This window comes from Caballeronia choica (assembly GCF_001544535.1).
GTDB classification, from domain to species: domain Bacteria; phylum Pseudomonadota; class Gammaproteobacteria; order Burkholderiales; family Burkholderiaceae; genus Caballeronia; species Caballeronia choica.
Genome location: NZ_FCON02000106.1, coordinates 1 through 26357, shown reverse-complemented (window position 1 = coordinate 26357; position 26357 = coordinate 1). Strand labels below are relative to the sequence as shown.

The window sequence follows — 26357 nt, the reverse complement described above, 5'->3', positions numbered from 1 at the left end:
TTTCTTTGCTTACTTTCTTTGCAGCAGCAAAGAAAGTGAGTCCCGCCCCGGACAGGGGCAGAGCAAATAAACCAAAAACAAAACAAGTTCCATAGAAGCGCATAAACATCAAACGGCGTAAACACCACGCCCCCAAGCGCCAGCGACCATCCTCCTCACTTCGTATCGAAGGTATTCACCCCATCCCAGTCGTCGGACAGAGCGGCATCGCGCAGCACAGCAATACGCTCGCGATAAACCGCGTACAGCCCGCATTCCGGATTCCGCTCGCCGAGCACCGAAAGCGTCGCGCAGGCCGCGTCCCACTCCCGCGCGCGATACTGCTGCAACGCCAGATGCCATTGCGCGAGTTCATCGCGCTCGGCCGCATCGACGGCGCCCCACGCGTCGCTCGTCATGCGCGGTTCGAACACCGCAACGGGCGTCGCGCGCCCGCGCACCCGCACGCGATCGACCTCGCGATACACCACGTCCGGCACGCGCTCGCGCGTCGCCTCGCCAACGAGAATGTCGATCCGGTAATGGCGCGTGAGACCTTCGAGCCGCGCCGCCAGATTCACGGCATCGCCCATGACGGTGTACGCCTTGCGCACCGTCGAGCCCATGTCGCCGACCGTCATCGGCCCCGTGTTGATGCCGATGCCCGCCCAGAGCGTCGGCCATCCGCGTGACGCGAACGTGCGGTTCAAATCGACCAGCGCGGCACGCATGCCGAGCGCCGCCATGACGGCGCGCCGCGCGTGGTCGCTGTCCTCGACGGGCGCGCCCCAGAAGCCCATGATCGCGTCGCCGATGTACTTGTCGAGCGTGCCGCGCTGCTCGCGGATTACCGCCGTCATCGTGCCCAGGTAGTCGTTCATCAGCACGGCAAGCTGCTCGGGTTCGAGCGTCTCGGCGATCGCGGTGAAGCCGAGCACATCGCAAAAGAGCACCGTCAGGTCGGCGCGGCGCCCCGTCATGCTGTAGCTCTCCGGATGCCGGCTCATCTCCTCGACGAGTTCGGGCGGCACATACTGGCCGAACAGTTTGGTGAACCTGCGCTTCGCCCGCGATTCGACGAAAAATCCATACGACATGTTGAGCACGAAAAGCGCGCCGATCGCGAGCAGCAGCGAGGCGACCGGCTGCGACCAAAGCCGGTATCGCCAGAGCGCGAGATCGGCCGCGATTACCGCGCCCGTCAGCAGGACGGTCAAGAGCGTCGCGCGAGCGGGCGCGCGCCACGGCCACGCGAAGATCATCAGGAGGCCGACGGCGAGCAGCGCGAGCGCCTGCGCGATGCCGGCGAACGCGGGTTGCGAGCGGATCGTGCCGTCGAGCATGCCGCTGATCAGGTTCGCATGGACCTCGACGCCCGGATAAACCGCGCCGACCGGCGTCGTGCGCTGGTCGACGAGACCGGGCGCGGTCGTGCCGAGCAGCACGATCTTGCCGCGCAGCGCGCCGGGCGCCACGCGGCCGGCCAGCACATCCGCGACGGAAAAGTACGGGAAGCTGCGCTGACTCCCGCGATACGGCACGAGCGCCGCGCCGTTGGCATCGACCGGAATCGACAGCGTGCCGCGCGGCGTGCGCAGGTCGATGCCGGCGAGCGTCGCAGCGGCGTCGGCGGGGTCGTCGAATCGCAGTGCGAGCGGGGCGTCGCCGAACAGCGCGCGCACCACCGCCAGCGACAACGCCTCATACACGCCGCCGCGATATTCGGTCACGAGCGGCACGCGCCGCACGGAGCCGTCGAAGTCGATGACCGGGTTGAAGAAGCCTCCCCGGCGCGCCGCCGCCTGCAGCGCCGCAAGATTGCCGCCGTGGCTGGTCCAGTCGAACAGCGTCATCGGATGCGCGCCGAACGCGGTCGCGGGCAGCACGGGCGCCGGTATCGCGCCGCTTTCCTCTGCCTGATTCGCGAAGTAGTAGCCCAGCACGGCCGCGTGGCCGCGCAGCGCGCCGGCAAAACGCTGGTCGTAGTCGAGCCGCGCACTGAGGCCGGCGAGCGCATGCTGGAATTGGGCATCGCCGAGCAGTTCTTCACTGCCCAGCCGGTTCAGGACCGACAGCCCCGAACTGTCGTCGGGCTCGGCGAATACCAGGTCGAACGCGAGCAGCGCGATGCCCTCGCGCGCGAACAGCGTATCGACGAGTTCCGCCATGCGCGCGCGGTCCCACGGCCAGCGTCCCAGTTCGGCGAGACTCTTCTCGTCGATGTCGAGAATCGCGATGCGGCTGTCCACCGTGCGCGGCATCGTGAGGCGCACCTTGGTGTCGTAGACGAGCGCATCGAGCGTATCGATGAAGCGCACGTCGTAGCGATCGAGCACCTGCCCGAGCAGCGCGAGCACGATCAAGAGGCCAGCGGCATAACGCAACGCGTGCTGTTTCAAAAGGACCTCTCGTTTGCGGTGCAGAGCCGCGCTCAATGCGCGGCGCGAATCTGCTCGTTCGCGAGCGCCGCCACGCCGCTGCTGCCGCCGCTCTTCACGTCCATTGCGACGCCGGACGCCACGCCCGCGAGCAGCGCCGCCGCGTTCGAATCGGGGCCGCCGATCATGAACGGCACCGAGCTCGTCAACGCGACCAAGAGCGCGACGACGACGCAACTGACGAGCGCGGTCGGCACGCCGGTGGTCAGCCATGGCGAGAGGCCGGCGCTGAAGATCATCGCGCCGTAGCCGATCGCGCAGGACAGCGCCAGCACCGCGCCGAGCGTACCCGCGACCGTGTCCATGCCGAGCGCGGACCACGGGCCGCGGGGCGAGCTATTGACGGCATCCATTCCGGCTGTCTCCAGAGCGAGGCGGCATACCGGCAATCCGGTCGGATGCGCCGCGCATCAGCGGCACGCCGCCGACGGCACGACGGGCGTCACCCGGCTTGCCGGCAGGATCCTGAGCGGCGCCCCGACGCTCGCCACGATCACGCCCTCGCCGGCGCGGACGATGCGCTTCTCGACGTCGTTGCTGACCACGATCTCGCCCGCGAACACGACGATCTGGTCGCCCTGGCAGGTGACGCTCTCGCCGCAATCGGTCACCGAGTATTCGGTGCCGCGAATGCCGATCGTCGAGGTCGGGGTTTTCACCTTGTAGTTGTCGCCCTTGCCCTGGCTCGCGACCAGGCCGTCGAGCATGCGCAGGCCGCCCTTGACGAGCGACAGGAAGCTGCGGTCCTGCGACGCATCGGCCGGGGCGTAATTGAAGTTGTCGACGCGAAACACCGAGCCCGGCTTCAGGTAGACGCGCTGGTGGTCGGTGAAGATCATCACGATCTCGGAGCCGGCGGAGGTCTCGACGGTGTCGCCGTTGTCGATCCCGCCGCCGATCGCCGCGAGCCGTTGCGCGCCGCTCGCGGACTGGATCGCGACGTTCCCGACCAGCGCCGTGACGGTCGCGACCGGCGCCGCCGCCGCAGAGACACAGACCGCGCAGAGTCCGAACCAGAGGCACAGAAGCGCACGAAGAGCACGAAGAGCACGGATCGATTGCACGTTTTTCGCGCTCCGGTTAGAAGGACTTGGCCAGCGTGAGCCAGAAGCGGTTCGCGTGACCGGTGCCGAGCGTCGGCGGCACGTAGCCGAGCGTATGCGCATACGACACCATCAGCAAATAGTTGCCCGGCGCGACGAGCGATGCGCCGACCCCGCCGCCCGACAGCCTCAGGTGATTGGTGCCCGGCACGAACGGATGGGCCGCGAGCCTGCCGTCGCCGGTATCGATGAAGCCGGACAGCGTGAAGAGGCCGGGCACGAGCGTCTGCCGGATCGACTGCCGCAATTCGAACGTGGCGACGTAGCCTTCGTCGAGCGCGCCGTCGCCGGTTGCGTACGCGCGCACGGCGTACGGCCCGCCGAGCGACATCTGCTCCGACGAATCCAGGTTGCGCGACGTGAACTGCCCGTTCAGCGCGACGTAGACCTGCGTCGAGTCGGTGAGCGCCTGCGTGTGCGTGAAGGCGTAGACGAGCTTGGTGAACGCGCCGGCCGTCTGCGCGACCGATTGTGCCGCCGACTGCTGCGGCGTTGGATCGTCGATGCGCAGGTTGCCTTGCTGGACGCTCGCGTCGAAGGTGCTGATGCTCTTCGCGAGGTTCAGGTTGCCCGACAGGCCGAAGTGCCCGACGTCGCTGTTCTTGTCGTCGGAGGAGCCGAAGGCGCCCAGGTTGTCGGCGAGCAGCTTGTGGTCGAGGCCGAGCGTCGCGAACACGTTTGCGCTCACCGAGCGCAGCAACGGATAGCTGAAGAACGTCGAGACGACGTTCGCGCTGCCGTGCGCATCGAGCGAACTGAACTGGCCGCCGACCACGTAGGTCGAGCGCGTATAGGCCGCGCCCCACGCGAGGCCGCTGCCGCCGAGCGGCAGCGTGTAGCCGAGATTGCCGTAGGTTTGCCCGGTGATCGACGTGAGGACGCGCGCGCCCAGCTGGTCGCCGAGACCGAGCGGGTTGTTCCAGTTCAGCGCGCCGATGATGCGCGCCGTGCCCGTCGACGTCTCGCCGAAGTTGTCGACCTGGACGCTGCCGGAGAGCGGCGGCGCGGACGGCACTTGCAGCGTCAGGTCGGAGGTGCCCGGCGCCGTGCCCGGCGAGACGGTCGCGCTCGCGCCGGTCGTGCCGCTTACGTCCTGCATCAGCAGCGTCGCGCGGGCGAGGCGGTTTTCGTCGATCACGTCGCCGAGACGCTCGGGCGATGTGAAGCGCGAGAGCACCGAGTCGCGCGTGCGCGACTCGTTCGCCAGCGCGACCTTGCCGTAGTGTCCCTCGCTGATCGCGATGTGCACCACGCCGTGGTCGATCTGCTGCGGCGGCACGTAGGCCCGCGCCACCAGGTAGCCGTGCGCGCGGTAGTACGCGGTGATGCGCGCGGCCGCCGCGTTCAGGTCGTCCAGCGAGCGGGCCGGGCCCGTGTCGTCCTTCAGCAGCGCGAGCAGTTCCGGGCTCGCGATGGCCGTGTTTCCGCTCAGTTCGAACGCCTCGACCGTGAAACGGATGCCGCCCGATTCGCCTTGCGCCGGCGGCGTGGGTGTAGAGGCGGGCGGCGCGACTTGCAGCCGGAAATCGGACGGCGGAGGCGCGGGCGCCGGTTGCTGCTGCTGCTCGCGCAAGGTGCTGCCGGCGTTCGGCACGATCTGCGCATGCGCGTGGTGCGGCGCGAGCGGCATCAGACCGGCCAGCAGGATCGCCGCGCGCCGCGCGTGGGATGGGTGACGCGGCATCACGCCGTCGGGCGGGGGGCGGCGGGGGCGGCGCGCTCCGGCTTGCATCACATCCGACACACGTTGCCGGGCCACGCATCGTCGGGTAAGCGGCTGCCGTCGCTGGCGGGGTCGCTCGTTGTCTGCACGACCGGCGTCGCGGGCCGGGACAGCCCCGCCGGCAGCGCTACAGTGTTGCGATCCAGGTCGTCACCGGTCTGGCCCGCGACCGTCTGCACCGCGTCGATCACCGCCGGAGCCGGGGCGAGCGCGGTCAGTATCGGAGGCGCCGCCGGGGTCTCGGGGATCGTTGGCGCTGGTGGCGTGGTCGCCGTGGTCGGCGGAGCCGAGGGCGCTTGGGCTTGCGGTGACGGTGGTGGCGGCGCGACGGGCACAACGGGTGCAACGGGGGTGGCCGGAGGCGCCGGCGGCGGTGCCGTCCCCGCGACGCGCAGCGTGCCGCCCAACGTGCTGATCGTGTAGCCGGCCGGCAGCGCGCCCGTCGCCGACACCGTGATCACATAGTCGCCGGCAGAAGCGCCCGCGCCCGCGCCGGCACTCGTCACCGTGAACGAGAACGGCTCGTGCATCGTGGGGCTGTCGGTGAAGGCGTTGCCGTAGGCGGCGCCGGAATATCGCAGGCTGACCGAAACGTCTGCCGGACCCAGGACGAGTGTCGTGCCGGCTTGCTTGATGCTCGCGGGCTTCACGGTGAGCACGGCCTGCTGGTCCACGCCGAACACGAAGCGATTGCCGCGCGCCGCCGCCGCAATGCTGTCGGCACCGGCCGCCGACGCATCGCCCCACAGCGCCAGATTGCCGCTTTGCAGGCCGCCGAAGCTGTCCGCATCCGGACTGCTCGAATAAACGAGCCAGCGGCCATTGGGTGTCGCGATCGCGCCGGCGCCCGCATGGTTGATGAAGCCGGTCGCGGACTGAAGCGTCACCGCCGTGCCCGTCGACGTGCTGCGGACCGGGGCGTCGAGCGTCAGCGATGGCGCGCGCAGCGTCACCGGCCCCGACGTGGTCACGCCCGTGACGCCGCCGACCGTGCCGACCGTGAGCGCCGCGCCGTCGGCCAGCGTGACCGAGCCGGTGTTCGCCGCGAGCGTGCCGATGTGGTTCGACGCGTCGTCGAGCCGGTACTGCCCGCGGCTGCCAAGAAGCGCCACGCCTGCGGCCGTGATGGCGGCGTCCTGCGTCATCGTCGCGCCGGTGCCGAACAGCAGGACGCCGGCCGGCGCGCTGACCGGCGCGTTCACGGCGATCGCATTGCGCGCGAACAGCGCTAGCGCGGCGGGCCCGCTCCACGCGACGGCATCGTCGATCGAAATCGACCCCGAGCGCCGCGACCCGGCACCGATCACGACGTTCGTCCTGCCAAGCGCACGCGAGAGCGTCGCGCCCGAGATATCGCCACCCGTCGGCGCGACCGTGAACTCGCGCGCGGCGATCAGCCAGCCGCCGGTGTCGCCGTGCGGCGCGGCCGTCGTGACGAAAGCGCCCGGCGCGACCTGCACGCGCGACCCGGCCGTCTCGATCAGCCCGCCGTTGCCACCGCGCGGCGCCGACGCGTCGAGCACGCCGCCGACCTCGGCCGTGCCGCCCTCCGCGACGAGCCGGATCACGCCGTTCTGGTTGAGCGCCGTGCGCGCGAGGATCACGCCGCTGTTATTGACGACGCCCGCGAGCAGCGCGTCCTCGGCGCTGGCGGCGAGCAGGGTCTGTCCGCCGTCCGTTTCGATGAGCCCGCGGTTCGAGGCGAGCGCGCGGAGCACGCCCTGATCGACCGACAGTCCAACCATCTGATGATCGCCGAGCGTGACCGTTACGCGCTCGCCGGCGGCGAGCGCGGCATAGCCGCCCGGCGCGACGAGCACGCCCTGGTTGATCGCGCGCCGTCCGATCAGCGCGACGTAACCGCCCGGCGCCGTGCGGATGAATCCCTGGTTGACGACCGCTGCGGCCTGATCGCCGTTCGTGAACGTGTAATGGCCGGCGAGAAAGTCATGGTTCGAGAGTGCGAGCGTCGAGGCGATCAGCCCGCCGACATTGACCCGCGCGCCGACGCCGAACAGCACGCCATTCGGATTGACGATGAACACCTGGCCGTTGCTAGAGAGCGTGCCGAGCAGGACAGACGGGTTCTGCCCGACGACACGGTTCAGTGCGATCGACTGAGCGCCGGGCTGATTGAATGTGACCGACTCGTTCGGACGCGTGCCGAACGTGTTCCAGTCGATCACGAGGCGGCCGGTGTTTTGCTGGATCGCCGTGTGAGGGCCGTAGCTCGCGATCGATCCCGAACCGGCCACCACTTGTCCACCGCCGGGCGCCGCCGTTGCGCACGGAACCATCGCGACGCTCGATGCGCCGGCGAGCGCAACGGCGAGGAGCCGATTGCGGCCTGCTTGGACTGTGCCCGTCATGGTCTTCGGGTCCCGTTGGACGGCTTTTTTTCTGCCGCATCGAACGATGCGGCTAAACCATGAAAGGCAGTGTAGTGTTCAGCGGAACGCTTTCAAATACGAATTCTGTAAATGGCGCGCGCAGTGCCGAAAAGGCGCTGACGGGTATGCGCCGAAAGGAATTCGTCTGCGGATTGATTGCTTCGGTATGCCGATTTGTGTCGGCGTTTCGCTGGACCCTTCAACGTGACGGCACGCCTTCGCGCCACTCGCTCCAGTGCGTCGCGATGTCCTGCACGAGCGGATTGCCCGCCCGGTAGAGGTTCTCGATGGCCGGCGCGAACCCGCCTTGCGCCGCGTAGTTGACGAGGTTGTCCGACGCCGTCTGCCCTTTGTGCGGCCGGTCGAAATCAGAGCCCGTGCGCAGCGCCGCGACGCGATCCAGATTCACGCGCCCCGTGCTTGCGGCGCGCTTGAGCGCCTCGTAAGTCGCGTTGTCCTCCTGCTGCGTCGTGCAATAGGTGCCCTTGCCATCGGTGCGTTGCTTCGTCCAGACGCGTGCGCGCTCGCCGATGTACTTGCCCGACCACCACGTATCGCCCGACAGCGTGTCGCACTGGATCACCTTCGGCGTCCGGTTCGCTGGCGCGTAGTGGTATTTCGCGCGGGCCGCCCGCGCCTCGGGACTGTCCGCCAGCGCGACATTGCGCGACAGCGCGAAGGCCGTATCGGCGAGCTTCGCGTTGAGTGCGAAGACCTCCGTGTGATAGTCGGGCGGCGGTTTGTCCGTCGGCGTTTTCGTATTGATCCCGAGAAAGCCGCTCGGCCAGTTAGTGGGCTTTTCGCGGGCATCGAGTTCCCATTGGATGCCGAAGTCCACCAGATACTTCGCCCAGGCCGCCGACCCGACCGTGCCCTGCATCGGATCGATGCCCGCGATGCCCGCGATCACGAAGTAAGTCCGGCGCAGGTCGAAGCGATCGGAGAACGTGAGCGCCATCAGCGATGCGGCCGCGTTCGCATGTCCCATGCCGGTCGTCATCACGCAGATATCCTGAGCGTTGCATTGCACGTCGGGATAGTCCGGCGAGAGTCCCGGCACCTTGACGGCCTTCCACGGGCCGAGATGATCGAGCCAGACCTTTCCTTCGGGGCCGAACATCGAGACGATCATCACCTTCACTTCGCGGTCTTGCTGACTGTTGCGAATGTCGTCCGAGTTCCGGGTCATCGTGGGCGCGCACGCGCCGAACGCGAGCGTGGCGGCGATCGCGACCGCGCTTCTTGCAATCGGCGTCACCCGCAGGCGGCCTGGCAGACTCTTTTTCGACGGCGCGATCAGATTCATCGGGTGGCTTCGTGAGGTTGGGGACGTCGTCCGGGTCCGGCGATTATAGGTTCGACAATAACGTGCAGGACGGTGGTTTGTCTCGTCGGTTCCGGTGCGCCTTGCGAGCGGTAAACTGGCCGGATCGATCCCAAGGGCATGAAGCACCCGACGCCATGAAAACCCGCACGCGACTGATCACGGCGATTCCGATCGTTCTGGCGGGCATCGCGTTGCTCTTCATGCCGTTGCCGCAGCGCACGACATTCGACACACGCATCGTCAGCGTCGCGCAGATCCAGCGTCCGGCCACGGTCGTCTTCGACTATGTCACGACGCCGGCGCACTGGCCGACGTGGCATCCGTCATCGCTCGGGGTGAGCGGCGCGGTCGATCATTCGCTCGACATCGGCGAGCAGGTGACGGAGGCGTTCCGCGTCGCGGGCAGACGCGGACGCGCCGTGTGGACGGTCGTCGCAAGAGAGCGGCCGGGGCGGTGGTCGATCGAGGGAACCATCGGCGGCAGGCAGGCGGGCACCGTCACGTACTCGCTGACATCGACTGAAGGCGGCACGCGCTTCGAGCGCGTGTTCACGTATCGCGCGCCGTCGCTGTGGTTCGCGCTGCTCAACCGGCTCTTGTTGCGCGAGCGGATTCAGGCGGAATCGGACGAAGCGGTGCGACGGCTGAAGACCGTCCTTGAGACGCCGCACGCCTGGCCGTGAATCACGTTTGCCTTACACGTCCTCGACCGCGTTTCCCGTCTTCGGCGATCAGTCGTCCGGCTCGCGCGGCGGCAGGTTCGAAGTTCGGTTGAGGCACGCCACTCTTTTTTGACGAGGTGTTGTCCGCAGGCGACGGATGTATCCCAAAAGCCGGGCTATGATCCGAACACCTCATTCGTGAGCGAGGGTGCGCGTGGCGACGGATAACAATGAAATAGAAGCGTGGACGCTGCAGCGCGTCATTTCGTCGGCGATGGCGCTCGCCGATTCCGGCCGGTATCACGACTTCACCGATATCGACTACGCACTGCGCTTCGAGCGCGGCTGGCCACAAGCGCGTGCGCTGATCGACGAGCCAGCGATGCGCATGGCGCTCAATCGACGGTGTGCGGATGCGCGCGAGGCGAGCCTGGCGCTGGCGGTGCAGCCTGAGCTGCCGCCTCCGGAACCGCTGCCGGTGGAAGAGCCCGAGGTGGTCGAGAGGGCGAAGCCTTCGGTTATCGGGCATGTGCTATCGCTTGCCGCGGGTCTGATGCCTTCCGCCGCTCGATGGAGACCCGGCCGGACTGCGTGAATCCGGCGCGCGCAGGTCTTTGGATTGATCGCGCACGTGTTCGAAGCGAAACAACTCGGGTGCCTCGCGTTCGCCCTTGTCTCGCGCCAAGCGAGCGATAGATTCAACTTCATCGTTGGTTGCTCGCCGTGCTTCGAGCGCGGCGCGCCACCAAACCACCATGTTCAAGTACCCAGCCCGCCTGATTCCTGACGGCACCGGTTTCGCGGTCAAACACCGCGACATTCCCGAAGCGATCACGTGCGGCAAGACTCGCGAAGAAGCAATCGATATGGCCGTCGACGCGCTCGTTACGGCGATGGATTTCTATTTCGAGGACAAGCGCGCGGTGCCGATGCCGTCGCCTCCGAAGCGTGGCGACGTGCTGATCGAACTGCCCGCGAGCGTTGCGGCAAAAGTCCTGTTGCTCAACGCGATGGTTGCGCAGCAGGTGACGCCCGCCGAGTTGGCGCGCCGGCTGAACACGCGGCGCCAGGACGTGAACCGCGTCATCGATCTGGCACACGCGACGAAAATCGACACGATCGCCGCCGCTCTCGCTGCCCTCGGCATGCAATTGGAAATCAGCGCGACGCCCGCTTGAAACGGCATGCAGGCGTCCGTAGCCTAAAACAACTGCCCGTCGAGCGGCAGCAGATTCACCCACTTCACAGCGGTCCGCCGTTCGACGCCATCGGCGTGAATCGAGCGGATCATCACGCGCTGTCCGCGTGCTTCGCCGAGCACTTCGGCAATGCGGTCCTGATAGCGCACGAGCGCCCCGCGTAGCGGCTTGCGCTTGATGCGCGAACGTCCGGGTGGAACTGGCATAGGGGTCGACCAAGTTTGAGACGCGGTCATTATGCACAAGCGCCGCGCCCGCTTCCAGAGCGCCGCCGCGCGGCCGGCAAAATATCGTGTCATTCAAGAACGTCGATCCCCCGCCGTAAACACGGATAGCGGCGGCTCCGGTGCGGCCCTCAGACCCTCGTCCACGCGAACACCGTATGCCAGCCGACCCCTCCATCCTCGATTCCTTTCTGGCGACTCCGCCGATAGAGGACGGCCCGATCACCGCCGCGATCCGCTCGTCGCTGCTGTCCACCGTGCTCGAAGACAGCCGCCCGTTGCTGCTCTCCGGTGTCGCCGGCGGGTTCGTCGCGCTGGCGGCGGTGGTCCGCCTCGGCCAGCCGTGGGCGCTCCTGTGGCTCACGCTCGATATCCTCATCCTCGCGGCGCGGGTCGGCGTCGTCCACGTGTATCGCGTGCGAAGCCGGCCGACCGCGCTGCTCCCCGGTCCCTGGGCCGCGCGCTATGTGCCGTTCGCGCTCGCCGCCTGCCTGCTACTCGGGCTCGGCACGATGGCGTGCGTGATGTCGCGCGACTTCGTGCTCGCGTCGCTCGCCATCATGGTGACGGCGGGCATTCTCGGCGGCATCGCGTCGCGCAACGCCGCGCTGCCGTACCTCGCGATCACGCAGATCTGCATGGGCGCCGTGCCGATCGGCATCGGCGCGGTCGTCGCGGCCGATGCCGGCTACTGGATTCTCGTGCCGCCGCTCTTCCTGTACGTCGGCGCGATGACGTCGGTCGTGCGTCGTCACTATGGCGGACTGGTCGGCCTGATGACGGCCGAGCAGCGGCACGCGGAACTGGCGGCCCGCTTCGACGCCGCGCTTTCCCACATGCCGCACGGACTCTGCACGATCGACGAGGCCGGCAAGGTCGTCATCGCCAACCGCAAGGCGGCGGAACTGTTCGGCGCGACGGTCGAAATGCTGCGGCTCAATGTGCCGCTGCCGGAATTCATCGGCTATGTGGGACTCGCGAGATTCGGCGAAGCGCTGCGTACGCAACTCGTCGAACGATGCACGGAGTGGCTCGCGCAGGAACGCGCGCCGCTCGACCTGAAGCTCACGGACGGCCGTCATCTCGAGATGACGCGCAACCCGGTCCCGGATGGCAGCGAGGTCGTCATCATCGAGGACGTGACGGAACGCAAGAAGTCGGAAGCGCGAATCCTGCATTGGGCGCATCACGATTCGCTTACCGGTTTGCCGAACCGGCGCTATCTGGGCGACCACGCACAGCGGCTGATGGCAGCATCGACGGGCGGCCGGGGACACCAGATCGCGGTGATGTACGTCGACCTCGACGACTTCAAGCACGTCAACGACACGCTCGGCCACAATGCCGGCGATGAGGTGCTCAGGCTCGTCGCCGACCGCTTGCGCAACGTCATGCGGCGCGGCGAACTCGTGGCGCGTCTTGGCGGCGACGAGTTTGCAATCGTCGCGACGCAGACGAGCACGTCGACGAGTGCCGTGCTCGCGCGGCGCATCGTTCAGGAGCTTTCGGCGCCGTATGCGCTGTCGTCGGGGATGAGGGCGCTGGTGGGCGCGAGCGTCGGGATCGCCGTGGCGGAGGCGGGGGAGTCGTTCGATCAGGCGCTCAAGCACGCCGATGTTGCGCTTTACGATGCGAAAGCTGCGGGGAAGGGGTTGGTGCGGTTTCGGACGCAGTCCCGGAGTGAGGCTGAGGTGGCGGCACTGTGCGAGCGCGAACCTTGATCATTCCTCCTGGGCCATTCGGTTCGTCGCGTGGACGATCCGCGTGGCGTGACTTTGGGTATGCTGGACGCATCGTCCTTGGGTATTGGATTGCGGCAGATCGAGAAGACACATGCGAAAGAAGAACAGGGGATTTGCGGTCGTGGCGTTGCTGGTCGGGATCGCCGTGGCGGCGACGGTCTATATCGCCAGCTATGGCCGATCGTCGAAGCATGCAGAGGCCCCGGCGCCTGATGCCGAGAACGCGGCGGCGGCGGGTGAAAGTAATGCATCGACTGCGCCGGTGCCAAAAGCATTCGCCTTGACGTCGGAGCCGGAGCGCGCGCTGCGGGATGAACTCGAACGCGGCGTCCCGCTACAGGCCGCGGGCCGGGCCGATTGATGCCACAGGGGTTGCGTGCGTACACAACCCCCATCTCTCACCGCATCGCCCGCAGGGCGAAATACTCATCGAGCAGATCGGTCATCTGCCAGACCGCGCAGGGCCGGCGACAGTGCCCGTCATATCCCGCTTCCTTCAGCAAGTGAATCGGCTCCTCGGGCAGAAACCCGCTCATCGCGATAACAAGACAACTCTCGCCGCCGTCGATTGACCGCAGTTCGCGAGCCAGCGCGTAATTCCCGCACGCTCCGATCCGCGTATCGAGAAACACAACTTGCGGTTGCCAGGTCCGAACGATCGTGCGCACCGACGCACAGTCCATCGCGTATTCGGTGGTAAAGCCCTTCAGCGCAAATAGTGAGACAAGCGACTCGCCCAACGCTCGGTCGGTGTTCGCGACGAGCACGCGTCTCGCGGTCGACGTCGTCTTCCGCTGCTTTCGATTCCATAGTGCATAACGTGCCAAGCTCGGTTCGGACGCGCGGTTGTTCACGTGTTCCTCGTCTGGGTCGGGGTTGGCATAACTGGCATACAAGACACAACAGGCATCGGTCCTCGAAGTCTCCATGCATCGGAATGGACATGACTGCCCCAAACTGGATCGACGACGCACCACGCGGGGGCGCAGTCTAGCCAGTCGATCGCATCTGATCCGTACTGTTTGGTTCAAATCGGCGTTTGTCGCCGACGTGCGTTGACCTATGCACTATCTGGACCACCTGACGACTTCGCGAGGCGATCTTCGAAAAAAATTCGGCCGAAGGTAATAACTGCCGCTTATCCCATGGACAAAAATTAATCAACCGTTGTCCAAACCAATATCCGATAGACTTTTTTACATTTATCTTCAGACGTTGATCTAAATGCCTGATTAAAATGACAAATTCTTACAAAGACGCTGTCGTCGGGCCTAATGAAAAAAACAGTGTTGTCGATCTTCGGAACGAGACCCGAAGCAATCAAGATGGCGCCGCTCGTCAAGGCGCTCAGAAGCGAACCTGATATCCGATCGGTTGTTTGCGTCACCGGCCAGCATCGCTCGATGCTCCAGCAGGTGCTCGATCTGTTCGACATCGTGCCGGACTACGATCTCGCCGTGATGTCGGAGAACCAGACGCTCAATGGACTCGCATCGCGCGTGATTGCCTCGCTCGATACGGTCATCGAGAAGGAGGCGCCGAGCCGCGTCCTCGTGCACGGCGACACCACGACGGCCACCGCGGCCGCGCTCGCCGCGTTCCATCGCCGCGTGCCGGTCGGCCATGTCGAGGCGGGTCTGCGCACGCGCGACATGCATAGTCCGTGGCCGGAGGAGATGAACCGGCGCGTGGTCGATGTCGTGAGCGACCTGATGTTCGTGCCGACCGCGCGCTCGAAGGCGAACCTCGCGAAGGAGACGCTGCACGGCCGCGCGATCGTCACGGGCAACACGGTGATCGACGCGCTGCTGTCGATCAAGCAGCGCATCGATTCGGACCTCGTGCTGCGCGCGTCGCTGGAAAACCGCTTTCCTTTTCTCGACCGGTCGAAGCACATGCTGCTCGTCACCGGCCACCGGCGCGAGAGCTTCGGGCAGGGCCTGCGCGACATCTGCACGGCGCTCGCGCAACTCGCGCGCCGCCGCGACTTGCAGATCGTCTATCCGGTGCACCTGAACCCGAACGTCCGGGCGACGGTGATCAGCGCGCTCGGCCACCTGCCGAACGTGTTCCTGACCGCGCCGCAGGACTATGCGGGCTTTGTCTGGCTGCTCGAACGCTCGGCGCTGGTGCTGACCGATTCGGGCGGCGTGCAGGAGGAAGCGCCCGCGCTCGGCAAGCCGGTGCTCGTGATGCGCGACGTGACCGAGCGGCCCGAGGCGGTGCTGGCGGGCACGGCGCAACTGGTCGGCACGGATCAGGACGAGATCGTGCGCGCGGTGTCGCGTCTCATCGACGACGACGACGCGCGCGAGGCCTTCGCGCGGCGCGTGAATCCGTTCGGCGACGGCCATGCTTCGGCGCGCATCGTCGCGGCGCTGGCCGGCCGTCCGTTCGACGAGTTCACGCCGCATACCGCGAACGAAGCCCATTTTGCCGCGGACGTGCTCGGCGACGTGTTCGTCTGAGCGGCGCGGTGCCCCGCTGGCGCGTCCCGGTTCAGGCCGTGGCGCGCGGTTCGTCTGTCTCTCCAGTCATCCAGCCATCTCCAGGATTCAACCCTTGATCGACGACAGTCTCTCGCGGCGCACCGTGCGTGCCGTCATCGCCGCCGCCCTGGCTACGTTTGCTGCGTTCGCCGCCTTGCACGCCGGTGCGTCATTCGCCGCCGGCAGCGACATGGCGAACGCGTTCGCGCAACTCGGACGCGGCGCGAAGGAAACGCGCACCGTCACGCTGAAGCAACTCGGCCTGGTGGAAAACGTCACGCTGTATGCGCCCGAGACGCGCCGCGAGTTCTTCCTGCCGGTTCCCGCCGACGTGCCGATCACCGACGCCACCCTGCAGTTCGACGGCGGCTATGTGCGCGGCGACGGCGGCCGCACGACGATGCTCCTGTCGATCGACGGCTCGCCGGTTCTTGCGCGATCGTTCACGCAGGATGCGGGCGCCGTGACGGTCAGCGTGGGTGTCGATGGCGGGCCGCGACCGGTCGGCTTCGTGCGCATCGGCGTCGGCTATGCGTCGGCGATCGTCGACAAGGCTTGCGCGGACCAGACGGCGATCGGCAACGTGCTGCGCGTCGATCCGGCGACGCGTCTCACCTACCGCTTCGATCCCGCCGACATCCACGACCTGCGCACCGCGTGGAGCGCGCTGCCGTATGCGCCGGTGCTCACGATCGCGAGCCGCCGCCTCACCGCCGCATCGCTCGACACCGCGTGGCGCACCAATGCACTGCTCCAGCGCGACGGCAAGCGTCCGCTCACGCAGGCGCTGCCGGCGGTCGGCGATACGGTCGACCTTGCGGGCGCCGAGGTGCCTGCCGGGCTGCGCGGCCAGCATGTCGCTGCATTCGATGCGCTCGCGGGCGCCGGCCGCCACACGCTCGCGAACGCGGCGGAGCTGGGCGCGCTGATCGTGCTCGCGCCGCGCGCGGCGTTCGGGCCGGACGTGCTCGTCGCCGACGACGGGATGCGTCGTTCGATCGACGGCGCGCTCGACGCGCTGCGCCAGCAGCTTGCGGCGGCGGGCGGCGACACGCTGAATGCCTTCGACGCCTGGCGTTCGCGCGCCGTCGCCCAGGCGGTCGCGCCGCTCGCGCCCGGCGAGGCGCGCGTCGCGCAACTGGGCGGGCGGGCGGTGATCGTCGTCGGCGACAACCGGGGCGTCGCCGTGCTGGGGCAGCGCTGGCGGCCGATCGATGTGGCGAACCGCGTCGTCGTGCACGAGATCCAGCCGGGCACGCGCGTGCAGGACGACCTCATCCCGCTCTCGCAGCTTGGCGGCGAGCCGGGCAGCGTCGACGTGCATACGGCGGCTTCCTGGGAGGCGAGCTTCGACCTCGCCGCCGCCTCGGGCGATGGCCGCGTGCCGGAGGAAGTCGTTCTGGACCTCGCCGCCTCGCCGACGCTCTCAAACGGCGGAGCGACCGCGACCGTCTACCTGAACGACGTGATGATCGGCGCGAAGGTGCTCGAGGCCGACGGTTCGCGCCAGCGTCTCATCCTGCCGATTCCGCGCTACGCGGTCGCCCGCACGAATGACCTGCGCGTGATGTTCCGTCGCCAGCCGGACGCGGGCTGCGAGACGCGCCAGTCCTATCCGGTCGCCGTGCTGCCGACGAGCCACCTGACGCTCGGCAAGGGCACGCCCGCCAATACGTTCGTCGGGATGGCGGCGCGCTATGCGACGTCGGCGACGGTGATCGTCCCGCACGCCTACCTCGACGACGCAGTGCTGAGCGTGCCGCGCCTCGCGACGCTCGCGGGCGCGGCCGGTGTCGCGCCGCTCGAAGCGAAGTTCGTGGTCACGCCCGACGGCGCGCGTGCCGAGCCGGACGGCCCGTTCCTCGCGGCGGACGTCGCGCTCGCCGACGAGAAGAACCCGGTGGCGTTTTCTCCCGACCGCCTGACGCTCACGTCCCGCAACGGCGAGAAGCTGATCGACGTGTCGGGGTTGAAGCGCGTCGCGGTGCTGAGCGTGGTGACCTCCGGCGCCGCGAGCGGCATCGTGTACCGCGCGTCGGGCGAGCCGCCGGTGCTCACGGACAAGCTGCGGCTTGCGCGCGGCGACATCGCCGTGGTCGACGAAAGCGGCGTGCTCAAGGCGTTCGACACCGTCGATCCCGACGACCTGAGCACCGGCCACGTCACCAGCACCGACTGGGTCACGCGGCACTGGGCGCGCTGGGGCATCCCGGCCGTGCTCGTGCTGTTGCTCGTCGCGCTGATCGTGCTGGCCGGCCGCGCGCGACGCAGGCACAGGAAGGACAAGGCGTGAGCCTCGCGATGACCAAGTGGTACGGCGCGCTGCTGCTCGCGCAGTACTACCAGGGGCTCGAATACGTCGCCGCGACGGTCGCGGCGATCATCCTGCTGTCGAGTCTCGACGATCTCTTCATCGACGCCTGGTACTGGACGCGCGAGGCGTACCGCGCGCTCACCGTCAGGCGCCAGCACGCGCCGCTCAGGATCGAGCAGCTTTACGAGCGCGCCGAGCAGCCGATCGCGATCATGGTTCCCGCGTGGCAGGAGTACGACGTGATCGCCGCGATGGTCGAGGACCTCGTGCGCGTGCTCGACTATCGCAGCTATACGGTGTTCGTCGGCACGTACCAGAACGATGCGGCGACCATCGCCGAAGTGGAGCGCATGCGCCATCGCTACAAGCACCTGCATCGCGTGGAAGTGCCGCACGACGGGCCGACCTGCAAGGCCGACTGCCTCAACTGGCTCGTGCAGGCGATCCTGCACTACGAATTCGAGGCGGGCATCGAGTTCGCGGGCGTCGTCATGCACGACAGCGAGGATGTGCTGCATCCCGTCGAGCTGAAGTTCTTCAACTACCTGCTGCCGCGCAAGGACATGATCCAGTTGCCGGTCGCGTCGCTGGAACGCGAGTGGTTCGAGCTCGTCGCGGGCACCTATATGGACGAGTTCGCCGAGTGGCACGCGAAGGACCTCGTCGTGCGCGAGAGCCTGGCGGGCGCGGTGCCGTCGGCGGGCGTGGGCACGTGCTTTTCGCGGCGCGCGATCCTGGCGCTGATCGAAGAAACGCAAAGCCAACCGTTCAATACCGAAAGCCTCACCGAAGACTACGATGTCGGCGCGCGCATCCTCAAGCTTGGCATGCAGTCGATCTTTCCGCGCCTGCCGGTGCAATTCAGCACGCGCCGGCGCTCCTGCTTCGGACTCGGTCCCGAGCGCGAGATCACGGTCACGATGCCGCTCTGCGTGCGCGAGTTCTTCCCCGACACGTTTCGCACCGCGTACCGGCAGCGCGCGCGATGGACGCTCGGCATCGGCCTGCAGGGCTGGAAGCAGACGGGCTGGAACGGGTCGCTGGCGAACCGCTATCTGCTGATGCGTGACCGCAAGGGCGTCGTGACGGCGTTCGTCGGCATGCTTGCGTATGTGCTTGCCGTGCAGTTCCTGCTGCTCGCCGTGGCGTCGTTCTTCGACCTGACGGGTAACTTCTTTCCGTCACCGTTCATCGATTCCGGCTGGATGCAGGCGCTGCTCGTCGCCAATTTCGTCGCGCTCTCGCTGCGCGTGATCCAGCGCGTGATCTTCACGACGCGTCTCTATGGCTGGGAGCATGGCGTGCTGGCCGTGCCGCGCATGGTGATCAGCAACGTCATCAATTTCATGGCGGTGGCGCGGGCGTGGCGGCTGTTCATCGTGCATCTCGTGACGGGCAAGCGCCTCGCGTGGGACAAGACGATGCACGACTTCCCCAGCGCCGACGGCTTGCGCAAGACCCGGCAGGATCTCGGCGACCTGCTGGTGTCGTGGCAGGCGATCGACGCGGCCCGGCTCGACATCGCGCGCCGCACCGATCACGCGCGCGAGGCGCCGCTCGGGCGCGTGCTGGTCGCGCGCGGCTGGCTCGACGAGGAGACCCTCGCGGAAGCCATCGCGTTCCAGGCGGACCTGCCGCGCGGCCGGCTCGATCCCGCACTGGTCCGCGAAGCGCCGGGCGGCATCGCGCCGGACGTGCTGGTGCGCATGCGCGCGCTGCCGCAAGGCATCGACGCAGACGGCCACGCGGTGTTCGCCGCCGCGAGCCTGCTCGACGACGACGCGCTCGCCCGGCTGCGCGAGGCCACCGGCCGCGCGGTCAAGGTGCGCATCGTGCGCGAGAGCGAAGTGGCGGAAGGCTTGCGGATCGTGCGCGGCGCCGATGCAACGCCGGCAGGCGCCACTGACCTTTCCCGCCAGGCGCGCGGCGTGCCGCTGCTCGGCGACCTGCTGATCGAGTTGGGACTGGTCACGCGCTCGGCGTTCGAAGCCGCGTTGCAGGCGTACCGGCCGGAGCAACACGGCCGCATCGGCGACTACATGGTCGCGCGTCACGTGATCACCCGCGACGCGCTCACCCGCGCGGTCGCGGAGCAGCGTCGGCGGCAGGACGACCAGGCGTACGGCCGATGACGGGCGGCCTTGCGCGAAGGCGTCTCGGCATGGCGATAGCGGCCGCCTTTGCGCTGTGCGCAGCGGACCTCGCGCACGCCGACGACACCTTGCCGCTGCCGCTTTCCGGCGCGGCGTACCGGCTGGCGCGCGAGGCGTATGCGGCCTACGACGCGCATCGCTATGCCGAGAGCATCGCGCGCACGCGGGAGGCGATTCGCCAGCGGCCGGATGTCGTCGAATTGCGGCTGCTGCTGGCGAATGCGCTGGCGGCGAGCGGGCATCTGAAGGAAGCGAGCCGCACGCTCGCGGATGCCATCGCGCAGCTCGGGCCGACGCCGCAACTCGTCGCGCGGCGCAGGCAGATCGACGCGTTGGCCGCATCGGGAGGCGCGGGCGGCGTGCCGGGCGATTTGCAGGGCGACGCGCTGAAGGCGGCGCGCGGGGCGTATCGCGCATACGCGCAGAAGGATTACGCGGCGGCCGTCGACGATGCGCGCGAAGCCATCGCGCTGGCGCCGCGCGTCGAGCGGCTGCACTACCTGCTGATCGACGCACTGAGCGCATCGGGCAAGGACGCCGATGCGTATGCGGCCGATCTCGACACGGCCCAGCGTTTCGGCGACAGCGAAGGCTTGCGCACGCGGCGCCGCTTCATCGGAGCGCGCATCGCGCCGGGATTGTCGGCTGAAGCCTACGCGGCACGCGGACGCGGCGACTTGCCGGCGGCAGCGCGGCTTGCGCGGGAGGCTATCAAGTACGCACCGGACCGGAGGGGTTTCCGCACTCAGCTGATCGAGATCCTGCTGGCGCAGAACGATCTGGCGGGCGTCGAGGAAGCGGCGTCGCAGTTCATCGCGCAGGATGACGCCGACCCGATCGCCTGGACTTTGCGCGGCTACGCGCGCGCGGCACGCGGCGATCCACGCGCCGACGCCGACTTCGCACGCGCGCTGACCCTTCACGGCGCGACACCGCGCGACGAACGCGTGGCGCGCACGATCATCGCCGACGTATGGATCTCCGAAGGGCGGCCGCAGGATGCGCTCGACGTTCTGCCACCGCTCGCCACCACACACGACGACACCGATTCCGCGCTCGCCCTGCGCCGCCGCCGCGCGCAGGCGCTGCTCGTGCGCGGCGTCGCGGCGGCGGATGTCGATCCGCGTGCGCGTCCGGTATTCGACTGTCGCGTCGACCCGTACGGCGCATCGTGCGACGTCTACGCCGCCGACCCCGCCTTCGAGGCGAAGCGTCAAGCACGTCTTGCGATCGAACACGGCGACAGGCGCGCGGCGATCGGATACTGGCGCGAGGCGGTCGCGCTGGTCCCCGACGATCCCGCGCCGCGCGTCGCGCTGATCGATGCGCTCGCCAGCACGGGCGAGACGCACGAGGCGCGGACGCAAGCGCGCGCACTGATCGACGCCGGCCTGCTCGACGGCATGACCGACATGCAGGCCGCGTTCATCGCCCAGCGAGCCGGCGACAACCGCCTGGCGCTCGACTACTTCGAACGCGCCGACCGCGCGGGCACGCTGCCGCCGGGTGCCGCCGCCGACGCCGGCTACACGGCGCTGCGCGCGCATCGCAACCGGGAGGGCGCCGCGTTCCTGGAGCGCGCGATCGACCACGGACTGAACCCCGCCGACGGCGAGACGCCGCTCTCGCAGCAAGCGCTCGACGACGCCCGCCGCGCGCATGCCGAAGCCACCCGCGACTGGGGCTTCAATGCGTCGCTGAATTATCGCGGCGGCGGCGCGCAGCCGGGATTCGCGTCGAACCCGACGCCCGGCGTCACGAACAACTGGCAGGCCGGCTCCGAAGTCTACTGGCGGCCGTTCGGAAGCCTCGGCGAGCGCAGCTTCGAACTGTACGCGCGCGGCTACGACAACTTCGGCATCGAGGGCAACGGCCCGTCCGGCATCGCGACGCTGCAGGCCGCGTTCGGCGCGCGCGCGAAACCGTTCGAGTCCGTCAACGCGGTGTTCGCGTTCGAGCGCATCGTGCCGCTCGGCTCGGCGGCGCGCGGCGACTGGTTGCCCCGGCTCGCTTATTCGGGCGGCTTCGGCACGGAACTGCGCAGCGACGCGCCGAGCTGGTGGACGGGCGTCGTCTATGGCGAGGTCGGCCATTACCTCGAACATCCATCGACCTACGCGACCGCGAACGCGCGCCTCGGCCGGACCTTTCGCGTGGATTCCGTGAGTCCGAGCCTGACCGTGTTCCCGTATCTGGTGGCGGGCGCGGACTACGATTCGGCGATCGATCACAGCATCCCGGCCGGCGTGGGCGCGGGCGTCGTCGCGCGCTACTGGTTCCGGGGCGGCCCGTACGATGCGCCGCGTTCGTTCGTCGACGTGTCGGTGCAGTATCGCGTGCGCGCGGCCGGCGACGACCGGGCGCGCGGCGTATTCTTTGGAGCTGTCTTTTCCTATTGATGCCCTATTGCTGTCCTATTGATGCGGATGACCGTGTGCTCCGATCACTCGCCGTGACCTTTCCGGCCTTCAGCCTGCGACGCTCGTTGGCGGCGCGCGCACGCGCGGCCGTCGGGTTTGCGACGCGCTGTCAGGCTGCCTTCAGCCCGCGGCGCGCCCTTGCCGCCTGCGCGCTCGCAACGGCCTGTCTCGCGGCGCCCGCCACGCCGATCCAAGCCGCGACGTGGCCGCTCGCCCAGGGCATCGTGTGGCAGCCGGATAACGCGCACGTCGATCCGCGCGGCCACTGGGACGCGCTCGGCGTGCGCGACCTGCTCGTGCAATGGACGGCGGTCGATGGCATCGCGTTCGTCTCCGGCGCCGCGTTGCCGGAGGCGCCGCGTCTGCCGGACTGGCAGCGCATCGCCGGCGAGCCGTGGGCGCGCAACGTGATCGTCGGGCTGGCGGGGCGTTTCGACGAGGCGTCCGCGCGCACGGGCGCGGCCGAGCTGTTGCAGCAATCGATCAGGCTCGTCGCGGCGAAGCCCGATGTGCACATCGCGGGCTGGTACTTTCCGGTCGAAATCGATCCCACCTGGCGCGACGCGAGCGCCCTGCGTCCGATCCTCGATGCGCTGCCCCGGCCATTGTGGGTCAGCGTCTACGATCGCGCGAACGTGGGCGGCGCGGCGCTCGCGCAATGGCTCGATGCGTGGCTGCCGCGCGATGTCGGCGTGTTCCTGCAGGACGGCTGCGGCGAGTACGCGCGCGAGCCGCGCATCGCGCGCGCCTATGCGGACGACCTGGCCGCGAAGCTGGGCCGCGAGCGGGTGCGGATCATCGCGGAAGCGTTTCGACCGAAGCCGGGCGGTGGGTTTCGCGCGGCCACCGCCGATGAATTGCTGCCGCAGCTTGCCGCGTATGGCGGTTATCGAACCTATCTTTTCGATGGTCCGCACTATGTTCCCGATGAACTCGTGCGCGATCTTCTGAGGGCGAACGGCGGGGCGAAGTGGGGATGGTGACCGCTAGCGCTCTGGGCTGGGTACCGCTTACTCCGTTTGATGTTTTTGCCTGAGCGCATCAACGGCCTGAACACTTCACCCCAAATACCAGCGGCCCCTGATCCCAATCTGTGCCTTCGCGCGCGAATCATGCCCCGCATTGGTGCGCGAGCGCCAAAAAGCTTCCCATACAACCGATGTAAAGCCGGCATCGCCATACCGACTTCCGATCCATGTCTCTACCTGCCTCCAACGCCGCACAACGCCGCCATGCATGGCCTTCACAGCCAGCCGACCCAATCCCCGACGTTGGCGCATTTGTTGCTTTAACCCACTCGTTCACTTTTCGCGCAGCGGCCTGACGAGCGCCGATGGGCGTTCCCCAACGCACGTTCGCGCTTGCCCGCGCGAGGGGAAAATGTCCGCATCCCGGGTCGATGCGGATAGCGCGCGCCTCGCTCAATCGCGGACAGTGAAGGAACGCGAGTACAAGGTACAAGGCACACGCACAAGAAAGCCGGGGACGAGCCCGGCATGCACTTCACATGGAAGACCGGTTTATGACGCAAGCTTTCTTCAATGAAATGTTCGAGCGCGCCGACCTGCACGCGGGCGGGGTACCGCCAGCCGTATTCAGCGGGGCCGGCGATCCGCGCAAGCACTACCTCGAATTCATGAACTGGCTCGCCGCGCAGAGCGAGCAGCAGATCCGCAACAAGCGCGCGGAGGCGGACCTCAACTTCCGGCGCGTCGGCATCACGTTCGCGGTGTATGGCGCGAAGGACGAACCGGGCGTCGATGCCGAGCGCACGATTCCCTTCGACGTGATCCCGCGCATCTTCCCGGCGAGCGAATGGCACGCGCTCGAACGCGGCCTGCGACAGCGGGTCAACGCGCTCAACCGCTTCATCCGCGACGTCTATCACGACGAGGAAATCATCCGGGCCGGCATCATTCCAGCCGAGCAGATTCACGGCAACGCGCAATATCGTCCCGAGATGAAGGGCGTCGACGTCGTGCGCGACATCTACGCGCATATCGCGGGCATCGACATCGTGCGGGCCGGGCAGGGCGAGTTCTACGTGCTGGAGGACAACCTGCGCGTGCCGTCGGGCGTGTCGTACATGCTCGAAAACCGCAAGATGATGATGCGGCTCTTCCCCGACCTGTTCGCGCGCAACCGCGTCGCGCCGGTCGCGCACTACCCCGACCTGCTGCTCGACACCCTGCGCGCGGCGGCGCCCGACGGCGTCGACAATCCCGGCATCGTCGTGCTGACGCCGGGCATGTACAACTCCGCCTACTTCGAGCACGCGTTCCTCGCGCAGCAGATGGGCGTGGAGCTGGTCGAAGGGCAGGACTTGTTCGTCGATAACGATTACGTCTACATGCGCACGACGCAAGGGCCGCAGCGCGTCGACGTGATCTACCGGCGGCTCGATGACGACTTCCTCGACCCGCTCGTGTTCCGCGAGGATTCGACGCTCGGCGTGGCGGGCCTGATTTCGGCGTATCGCGCGGGCAACGTGTCGCTCTGCAACGCGGTCGGCACCGGCATCGCCGACGACAAGTCGATCTACCCCTACGTGCCCGACATGGTGCGTTTCTATCTCGGCGAGGAACCGATCCTGAACAACGTGCCGACCTTCATGTGCCGCAAGCCCGACGACCTGAAGCAGGTGCTCGACCGGCTGCCCGAACTGGTCGTCAAGGAGACCCACGGCGCGGGCGGCTATGGCATGCTGGTCGGGCCGGCGTCGACCACGGCCGAGATCGAGGCGTTCCGCGCGGCGCTGGTCGCCAATCCCGACAAGTACATCGCGCAGCCGACGCTCGCGCTCTCCACTTGCCCGACCTATGTGGAAGCGGGCATCGCGCCGCGTCACATCGACCTGCGGCCGTTCGTGCTGTCGGGCAACGAGGTGCGGATGGTGCCGGGCGGACTCACGCGCGTGGCGCTGCGCGAGGGCTCGCTGGTGGTGAATTCATCGCAGGGTGGCGGCACGAAGGATACGTGGGTTCTCGAGCGCTGAAGCGGTCGAAGCGTTGCTTGCGAGAACCCATCAGAACATTCAACAAGAGTCGAACAAGAGGACCGGGAGCACCCATGCTGAGCCGTACCGCGGATCATCTCTTCTGGATGGCGCGCTATACCGAGCGCGCCGAAAACACAGCCCGGATGCTCGATGCGAATTACCAGTTGTCGCTGCTGCCCCAGTCCGATGAATATGCGGAACTGGGCTGGCGCGCGATGCTGTCGATTTCCGAATTGAGCGGCGACTATGCCGCCGGGCATCAGGGCATGAAAAGCCGCGACGTGATCGATTTCATGACGCGCGATTTGTCGAATCCCTCGTCGATCATGAGTTGCCTGAGGGCGGCGCGGGAGAACGCGCGCGCCGTGCGCAGCTCGACCAACAGCGAACTGTGGGAGAGCCTGAACACGACATGGCTCGACGCGCAGCGCCTGCTTGCCGACGGCATTCTCGATCGCGACCCTTACGAATTTCTCGAATGGGTGAAGTTCCGCTCGCACCTTTCGCGTGGCGTGCAGTTGGGCACGCTCGTGAAGGACGATGCGTTCTGGTTCATGCGCCTTGGCACTTTCATCGAACGCGCCGACAACACCGCGCGCATTCTCGACGTGAAGTTCGAGATGCTCGAACAGCGCGCGGACACGTCGGCGCAGCCGTTCGATTACTACCACTGGACGGCGGTGTTGCGTTCGGTGTCGGGCTTCGAGGTATACCGCAAGGTGTATCGCGATGTCATTACGCCGGAGCGTGTCGCGGGTCTTCTGATTTTGTACGGCGACTGGCCGCGCTCGCTCGCGGCGAGCATCGCGGAGGTGCAGCACTTGATTGGACGCGTGACGAACGGGCGCAGCAGCGAGACATCGCGGCTTGCCACGCAACTGTGCCAGGAATTGGCCGACGGCCGCATCCAGGACATTCTGGAGAGCGGACTGCATGCATACCTGGTCGATTTCCTCGCGCGCGTGAATGACCTCGCGAGCCGGATCAGCAGGGATTTTCTGGTGCCGCTCGCGCCGGAGAAGGGCAGCGGTCAGCTGCAATCAGTGGGATAGGTTGTCGCTGGCGCTTGGGGTGGGGTTGGGGTTGGGTTACACCGTCTGATGTTTTTGTGCTTCTATGGAACTTGTTTTGTTTTTGGTTTATTTGCTCTGCCCCTGTCCGGGGCGGGACTCACTTTCTTTGCTGCTGCAAAGAAA

At 67.5% G+C, this 26357-nt stretch carries 20 protein-coding genes; 12 read left to right on the top strand and 8 right to left on the bottom strand.

Annotated elements, in window-relative coordinates:
* Positions 1 to 155: 155 nt before the first annotated feature.
* The 6 genes from AWB68_RS31220 to AWB68_RS31195 form a co-directional block, all read right to left on the bottom strand.
* On the bottom strand, positions 156 to 2378 hold the full coding sequence (locus tag AWB68_RS31220) for a CHASE2 domain-containing protein (RefSeq protein WP_087648174.1): 2223 nt from the start codon (positions 2376 to 2378) through the stop codon (positions 156 to 158).
* 32 nt (positions 2379 to 2410) lie between these two features.
* Positions 2411 to 2770, bottom strand: a complete 360-nt coding sequence (locus AWB68_RS31215) for a hypothetical protein (protein ID WP_087648173.1) — start codon at positions 2768 to 2770, stop codon at positions 2411 to 2413.
* A 57-nt stretch (positions 2771 to 2827) separates the two neighbouring features.
* Positions 2828 to 3481 (bottom strand): FecR family protein, encoded by a 654-nt coding sequence (locus tag AWB68_RS31210; protein WP_235028585.1) that lies wholly within the window; start codon positions 3479 to 3481, stop codon positions 2828 to 2830.
* A gap of 16 nt (positions 3482 to 3497) precedes the next feature.
* Complete coding sequence (locus tag AWB68_RS31205) at positions 3498 to 5204, bottom strand: ShlB/FhaC/HecB family hemolysin secretion/activation protein (RefSeq protein WP_087648171.1); 1707 nt, start codon at positions 5202 to 5204, stop codon at positions 3498 to 3500.
* 47 nt (positions 5205 to 5251) lie between these two features.
* On the bottom strand, positions 5252 to 7612 hold the full coding sequence (locus AWB68_RS31200) for a two-partner secretion domain-containing protein (protein WP_087648170.1): 2361 nt from the start codon (positions 7610 to 7612) through the stop codon (positions 5252 to 5254).
* A 220-nt stretch (positions 7613 to 7832) separates the two neighbouring features.
* Positions 7833 to 8822: a purine-nucleoside phosphorylase gene (locus tag AWB68_RS31195; RefSeq protein ID WP_235028586.1), complete on the bottom strand. Its 990-nt coding sequence runs from the start codon at positions 8820 to 8822 to the stop codon at positions 7833 to 7835.
* 272 nt (positions 8823 to 9094) lie between these two features.
* Between AWB68_RS31195 and AWB68_RS31190 the strand changes: the two genes are divergently transcribed.
* From AWB68_RS31190 to AWB68_RS31180, 3 genes are all read left to right on the top strand, one after another.
* Positions 9095 to 9643, top strand: a complete 549-nt coding sequence (locus AWB68_RS31190; protein WP_087648168.1) for an SRPBCC family protein — start codon at positions 9095 to 9097, stop codon at positions 9641 to 9643.
* Between the two features lie 193 nt (positions 9644 to 9836).
* Positions 9837 to 10217, top strand: a complete 381-nt coding sequence (locus tag AWB68_RS31185) for a hypothetical protein (protein ID WP_087648167.1) — start codon at positions 9837 to 9839, stop codon at positions 10215 to 10217.
* Positions 10218 to 10377: 160 nt separating this feature from the next.
* Positions 10378 to 10800: a type II toxin-antitoxin system HicB family antitoxin gene (locus AWB68_RS31180; protein ID WP_087648166.1), complete on the top strand. Its 423-nt coding sequence runs from the start codon at positions 10378 to 10380 to the stop codon at positions 10798 to 10800.
* Positions 10801 to 10823: 23 nt separating this feature from the next.
* Here the strand turns inward: AWB68_RS31180 and AWB68_RS31175 are convergent, their stop codons facing one another.
* Positions 10824 to 11027: a hypothetical protein gene (locus AWB68_RS31175; protein WP_087648165.1), complete on the bottom strand. Its 204-nt coding sequence runs from the start codon at positions 11025 to 11027 to the stop codon at positions 10824 to 10826.
* Positions 11028 to 11203: 176 nt separating this feature from the next.
* Between AWB68_RS31175 and AWB68_RS31170 the strand changes: the two genes are divergently transcribed.
* Together AWB68_RS31170 and AWB68_RS31165 are read left to right on the top strand one after the other, a co-directional pair.
* A complete protein-coding gene (locus AWB68_RS31170; protein WP_200828840.1) occupies positions 11204 to 12766 on the top strand; it encodes a sensor domain-containing diguanylate cyclase in 1563 nt (520 codons plus the stop codon).
* Positions 12767 to 12878: 112 nt separating this feature from the next.
* On the top strand, positions 12879 to 13148 hold the full coding sequence (locus AWB68_RS31165; protein ID WP_087648164.1) for a hypothetical protein: 270 nt from the start codon (positions 12879 to 12881) through the stop codon (positions 13146 to 13148).
* 37 nt (positions 13149 to 13185) lie between these two features.
* Here AWB68_RS31165 and AWB68_RS31160 read toward each other — a convergent pair whose 3' ends face one another.
* On the bottom strand, positions 13186 to 13641 hold the full coding sequence (locus tag AWB68_RS31160) for a response regulator (protein ID WP_125483097.1): 456 nt from the start codon (positions 13639 to 13641) through the stop codon (positions 13186 to 13188).
* Between the two features lie 420 nt (positions 13642 to 14061).
* On the opposite strand from AWB68_RS31160, the gene wecB reads away from it, so the two are divergent.
* From wecB to AWB68_RS31125, 7 genes are all read left to right on the top strand, one after another.
* A complete protein-coding gene (wecB, locus tag AWB68_RS31155) occupies positions 14062 to 15255 on the top strand; it encodes a non-hydrolyzing UDP-N-acetylglucosamine 2-epimerase (protein ID WP_087648162.1) in 1194 nt (397 codons plus the stop codon).
* Between the two features lie 94 nt (positions 15256 to 15349).
* Positions 15350 to 17569 (top strand): cellulose biosynthesis cyclic di-GMP-binding regulatory protein BcsB, encoded by a 2220-nt coding sequence (locus tag AWB68_RS31150; RefSeq protein ID WP_087648161.1) that lies wholly within the window; start codon positions 15350 to 15352, stop codon positions 17567 to 17569.
* An 8-nt stretch (positions 17570 to 17577) separates the two neighbouring features.
* Positions 17578 to 19722, top strand: coding sequence for a glycosyl transferase family protein (locus AWB68_RS31145; RefSeq protein ID WP_087648176.1), 2145 nt, complete (start codon positions 17578 to 17580; stop codon positions 19720 to 19722).
* On the top strand, positions 19719 to 22142 hold the full coding sequence (locus AWB68_RS31140; RefSeq protein ID WP_087648160.1) for an NfrA family protein: 2424 nt from the start codon (positions 19719 to 19721) through the stop codon (positions 22140 to 22142). Before AWB68_RS31145 ends, AWB68_RS31140 begins: the two co-directional genes overlap by 4 nt.
* Positions 22143 to 22177: 35 nt before the next feature.
* Positions 22178 to 23146 carry an alpha-amylase family protein gene (locus tag AWB68_RS31135; RefSeq protein ID WP_374729627.1) on the top strand — a complete coding sequence of 323 codons (969 nt, stop codon included), beginning with the start codon at positions 22178 to 22180 and terminating at the stop codon, positions 23144 to 23146.
* A gap of 539 nt (positions 23147 to 23685) precedes the next feature.
* Positions 23686 to 25158, top strand: coding sequence for a circularly permuted type 2 ATP-grasp protein (locus AWB68_RS31130; RefSeq protein ID WP_087648159.1), 1473 nt, complete (start codon positions 23686 to 23688; stop codon positions 25156 to 25158).
* 74 nt (positions 25159 to 25232) lie between these two features.
* A complete protein-coding gene (locus tag AWB68_RS31125) occupies positions 25233 to 26213 on the top strand; it encodes an alpha-E domain-containing protein (RefSeq protein WP_087648158.1) in 981 nt (326 codons plus the stop codon).
* Positions 26214 to 26357 lie beyond the last annotated feature (144 nt).

What these genes read in the sequence shown, in the direction of transcription:
- AWB68_RS31215 (WP_087648173.1), bottom strand. Translation starts at nt 2,770, where the DNA reads ATGGATGCCGTCAATAGCTCGCCCCGCGGCCCGTGGTCCGCGCTCGGC.
- AWB68_RS31205 (WP_087648171.1), bottom strand. Translation starts at nt 5,204, where the DNA reads ATGCCGCGTCACCCATCCCACGCGCGGCGCGCGGCGATCCTGCTGGCC.
- AWB68_RS31200 (WP_087648170.1), bottom strand. Translation starts at nt 7,612, where the DNA reads ATGACGGGCACAGTCCAAGCAGGCCGCAATCGGCTCCTCGCCGTTGCG.
- AWB68_RS31195 (WP_235028586.1), bottom strand. Translation starts at nt 8,822, where the DNA reads ATGACCCGGAACTCGGACGACATTCGCAACAGTCAGCAAGACCGCGAA.
- AWB68_RS31190 (WP_087648168.1), top strand. Translation starts at nt 9,095, where the DNA reads ATGAAAACCCGCACGCGACTGATCACGGCGATTCCGATCGTTCTGGCG.
- AWB68_RS31180 (WP_087648166.1), top strand. Translation starts at nt 10,378, where the DNA reads ATGTTCAAGTACCCAGCCCGCCTGATTCCTGACGGCACCGGTTTCGCG.
- AWB68_RS31175 (WP_087648165.1), bottom strand. Translation starts at nt 11,027, where the DNA reads ATGCCAGTTCCACCCGGACGTTCGCGCATCAAGCGCAAGCCGCTACGC.
- AWB68_RS31170 (WP_200828840.1), top strand. Translation starts at nt 11,204, where the DNA reads ATGCCAGCCGACCCCTCCATCCTCGATTCCTTTCTGGCGACTCCGCCG.
- AWB68_RS31165 (WP_087648164.1), top strand. Translation starts at nt 12,879, where the DNA reads ATGCGAAAGAAGAACAGGGGATTTGCGGTCGTGGCGTTGCTGGTCGGG.
- wecB (WP_087648162.1), top strand. Translation starts at nt 14,062, where the DNA reads ATGAAAAAAACAGTGTTGTCGATCTTCGGAACGAGACCCGAAGCAATC.
- AWB68_RS31145 (WP_087648176.1), top strand. Translation starts at nt 17,578, where the DNA reads ATGACCAAGTGGTACGGCGCGCTGCTGCTCGCGCAGTACTACCAGGGG.
- AWB68_RS31140 (WP_087648160.1), top strand. Translation starts at nt 19,719, where the DNA reads ATGACGGGCGGCCTTGCGCGAAGGCGTCTCGGCATGGCGATAGCGGCC.
- AWB68_RS31130 (WP_087648159.1), top strand. Translation starts at nt 23,686, where the DNA reads ATGACGCAAGCTTTCTTCAATGAAATGTTCGAGCGCGCCGACCTGCAC.
- AWB68_RS31125 (WP_087648158.1), top strand. Translation starts at nt 25,233, where the DNA reads ATGCTGAGCCGTACCGCGGATCATCTCTTCTGGATGGCGCGCTATACC.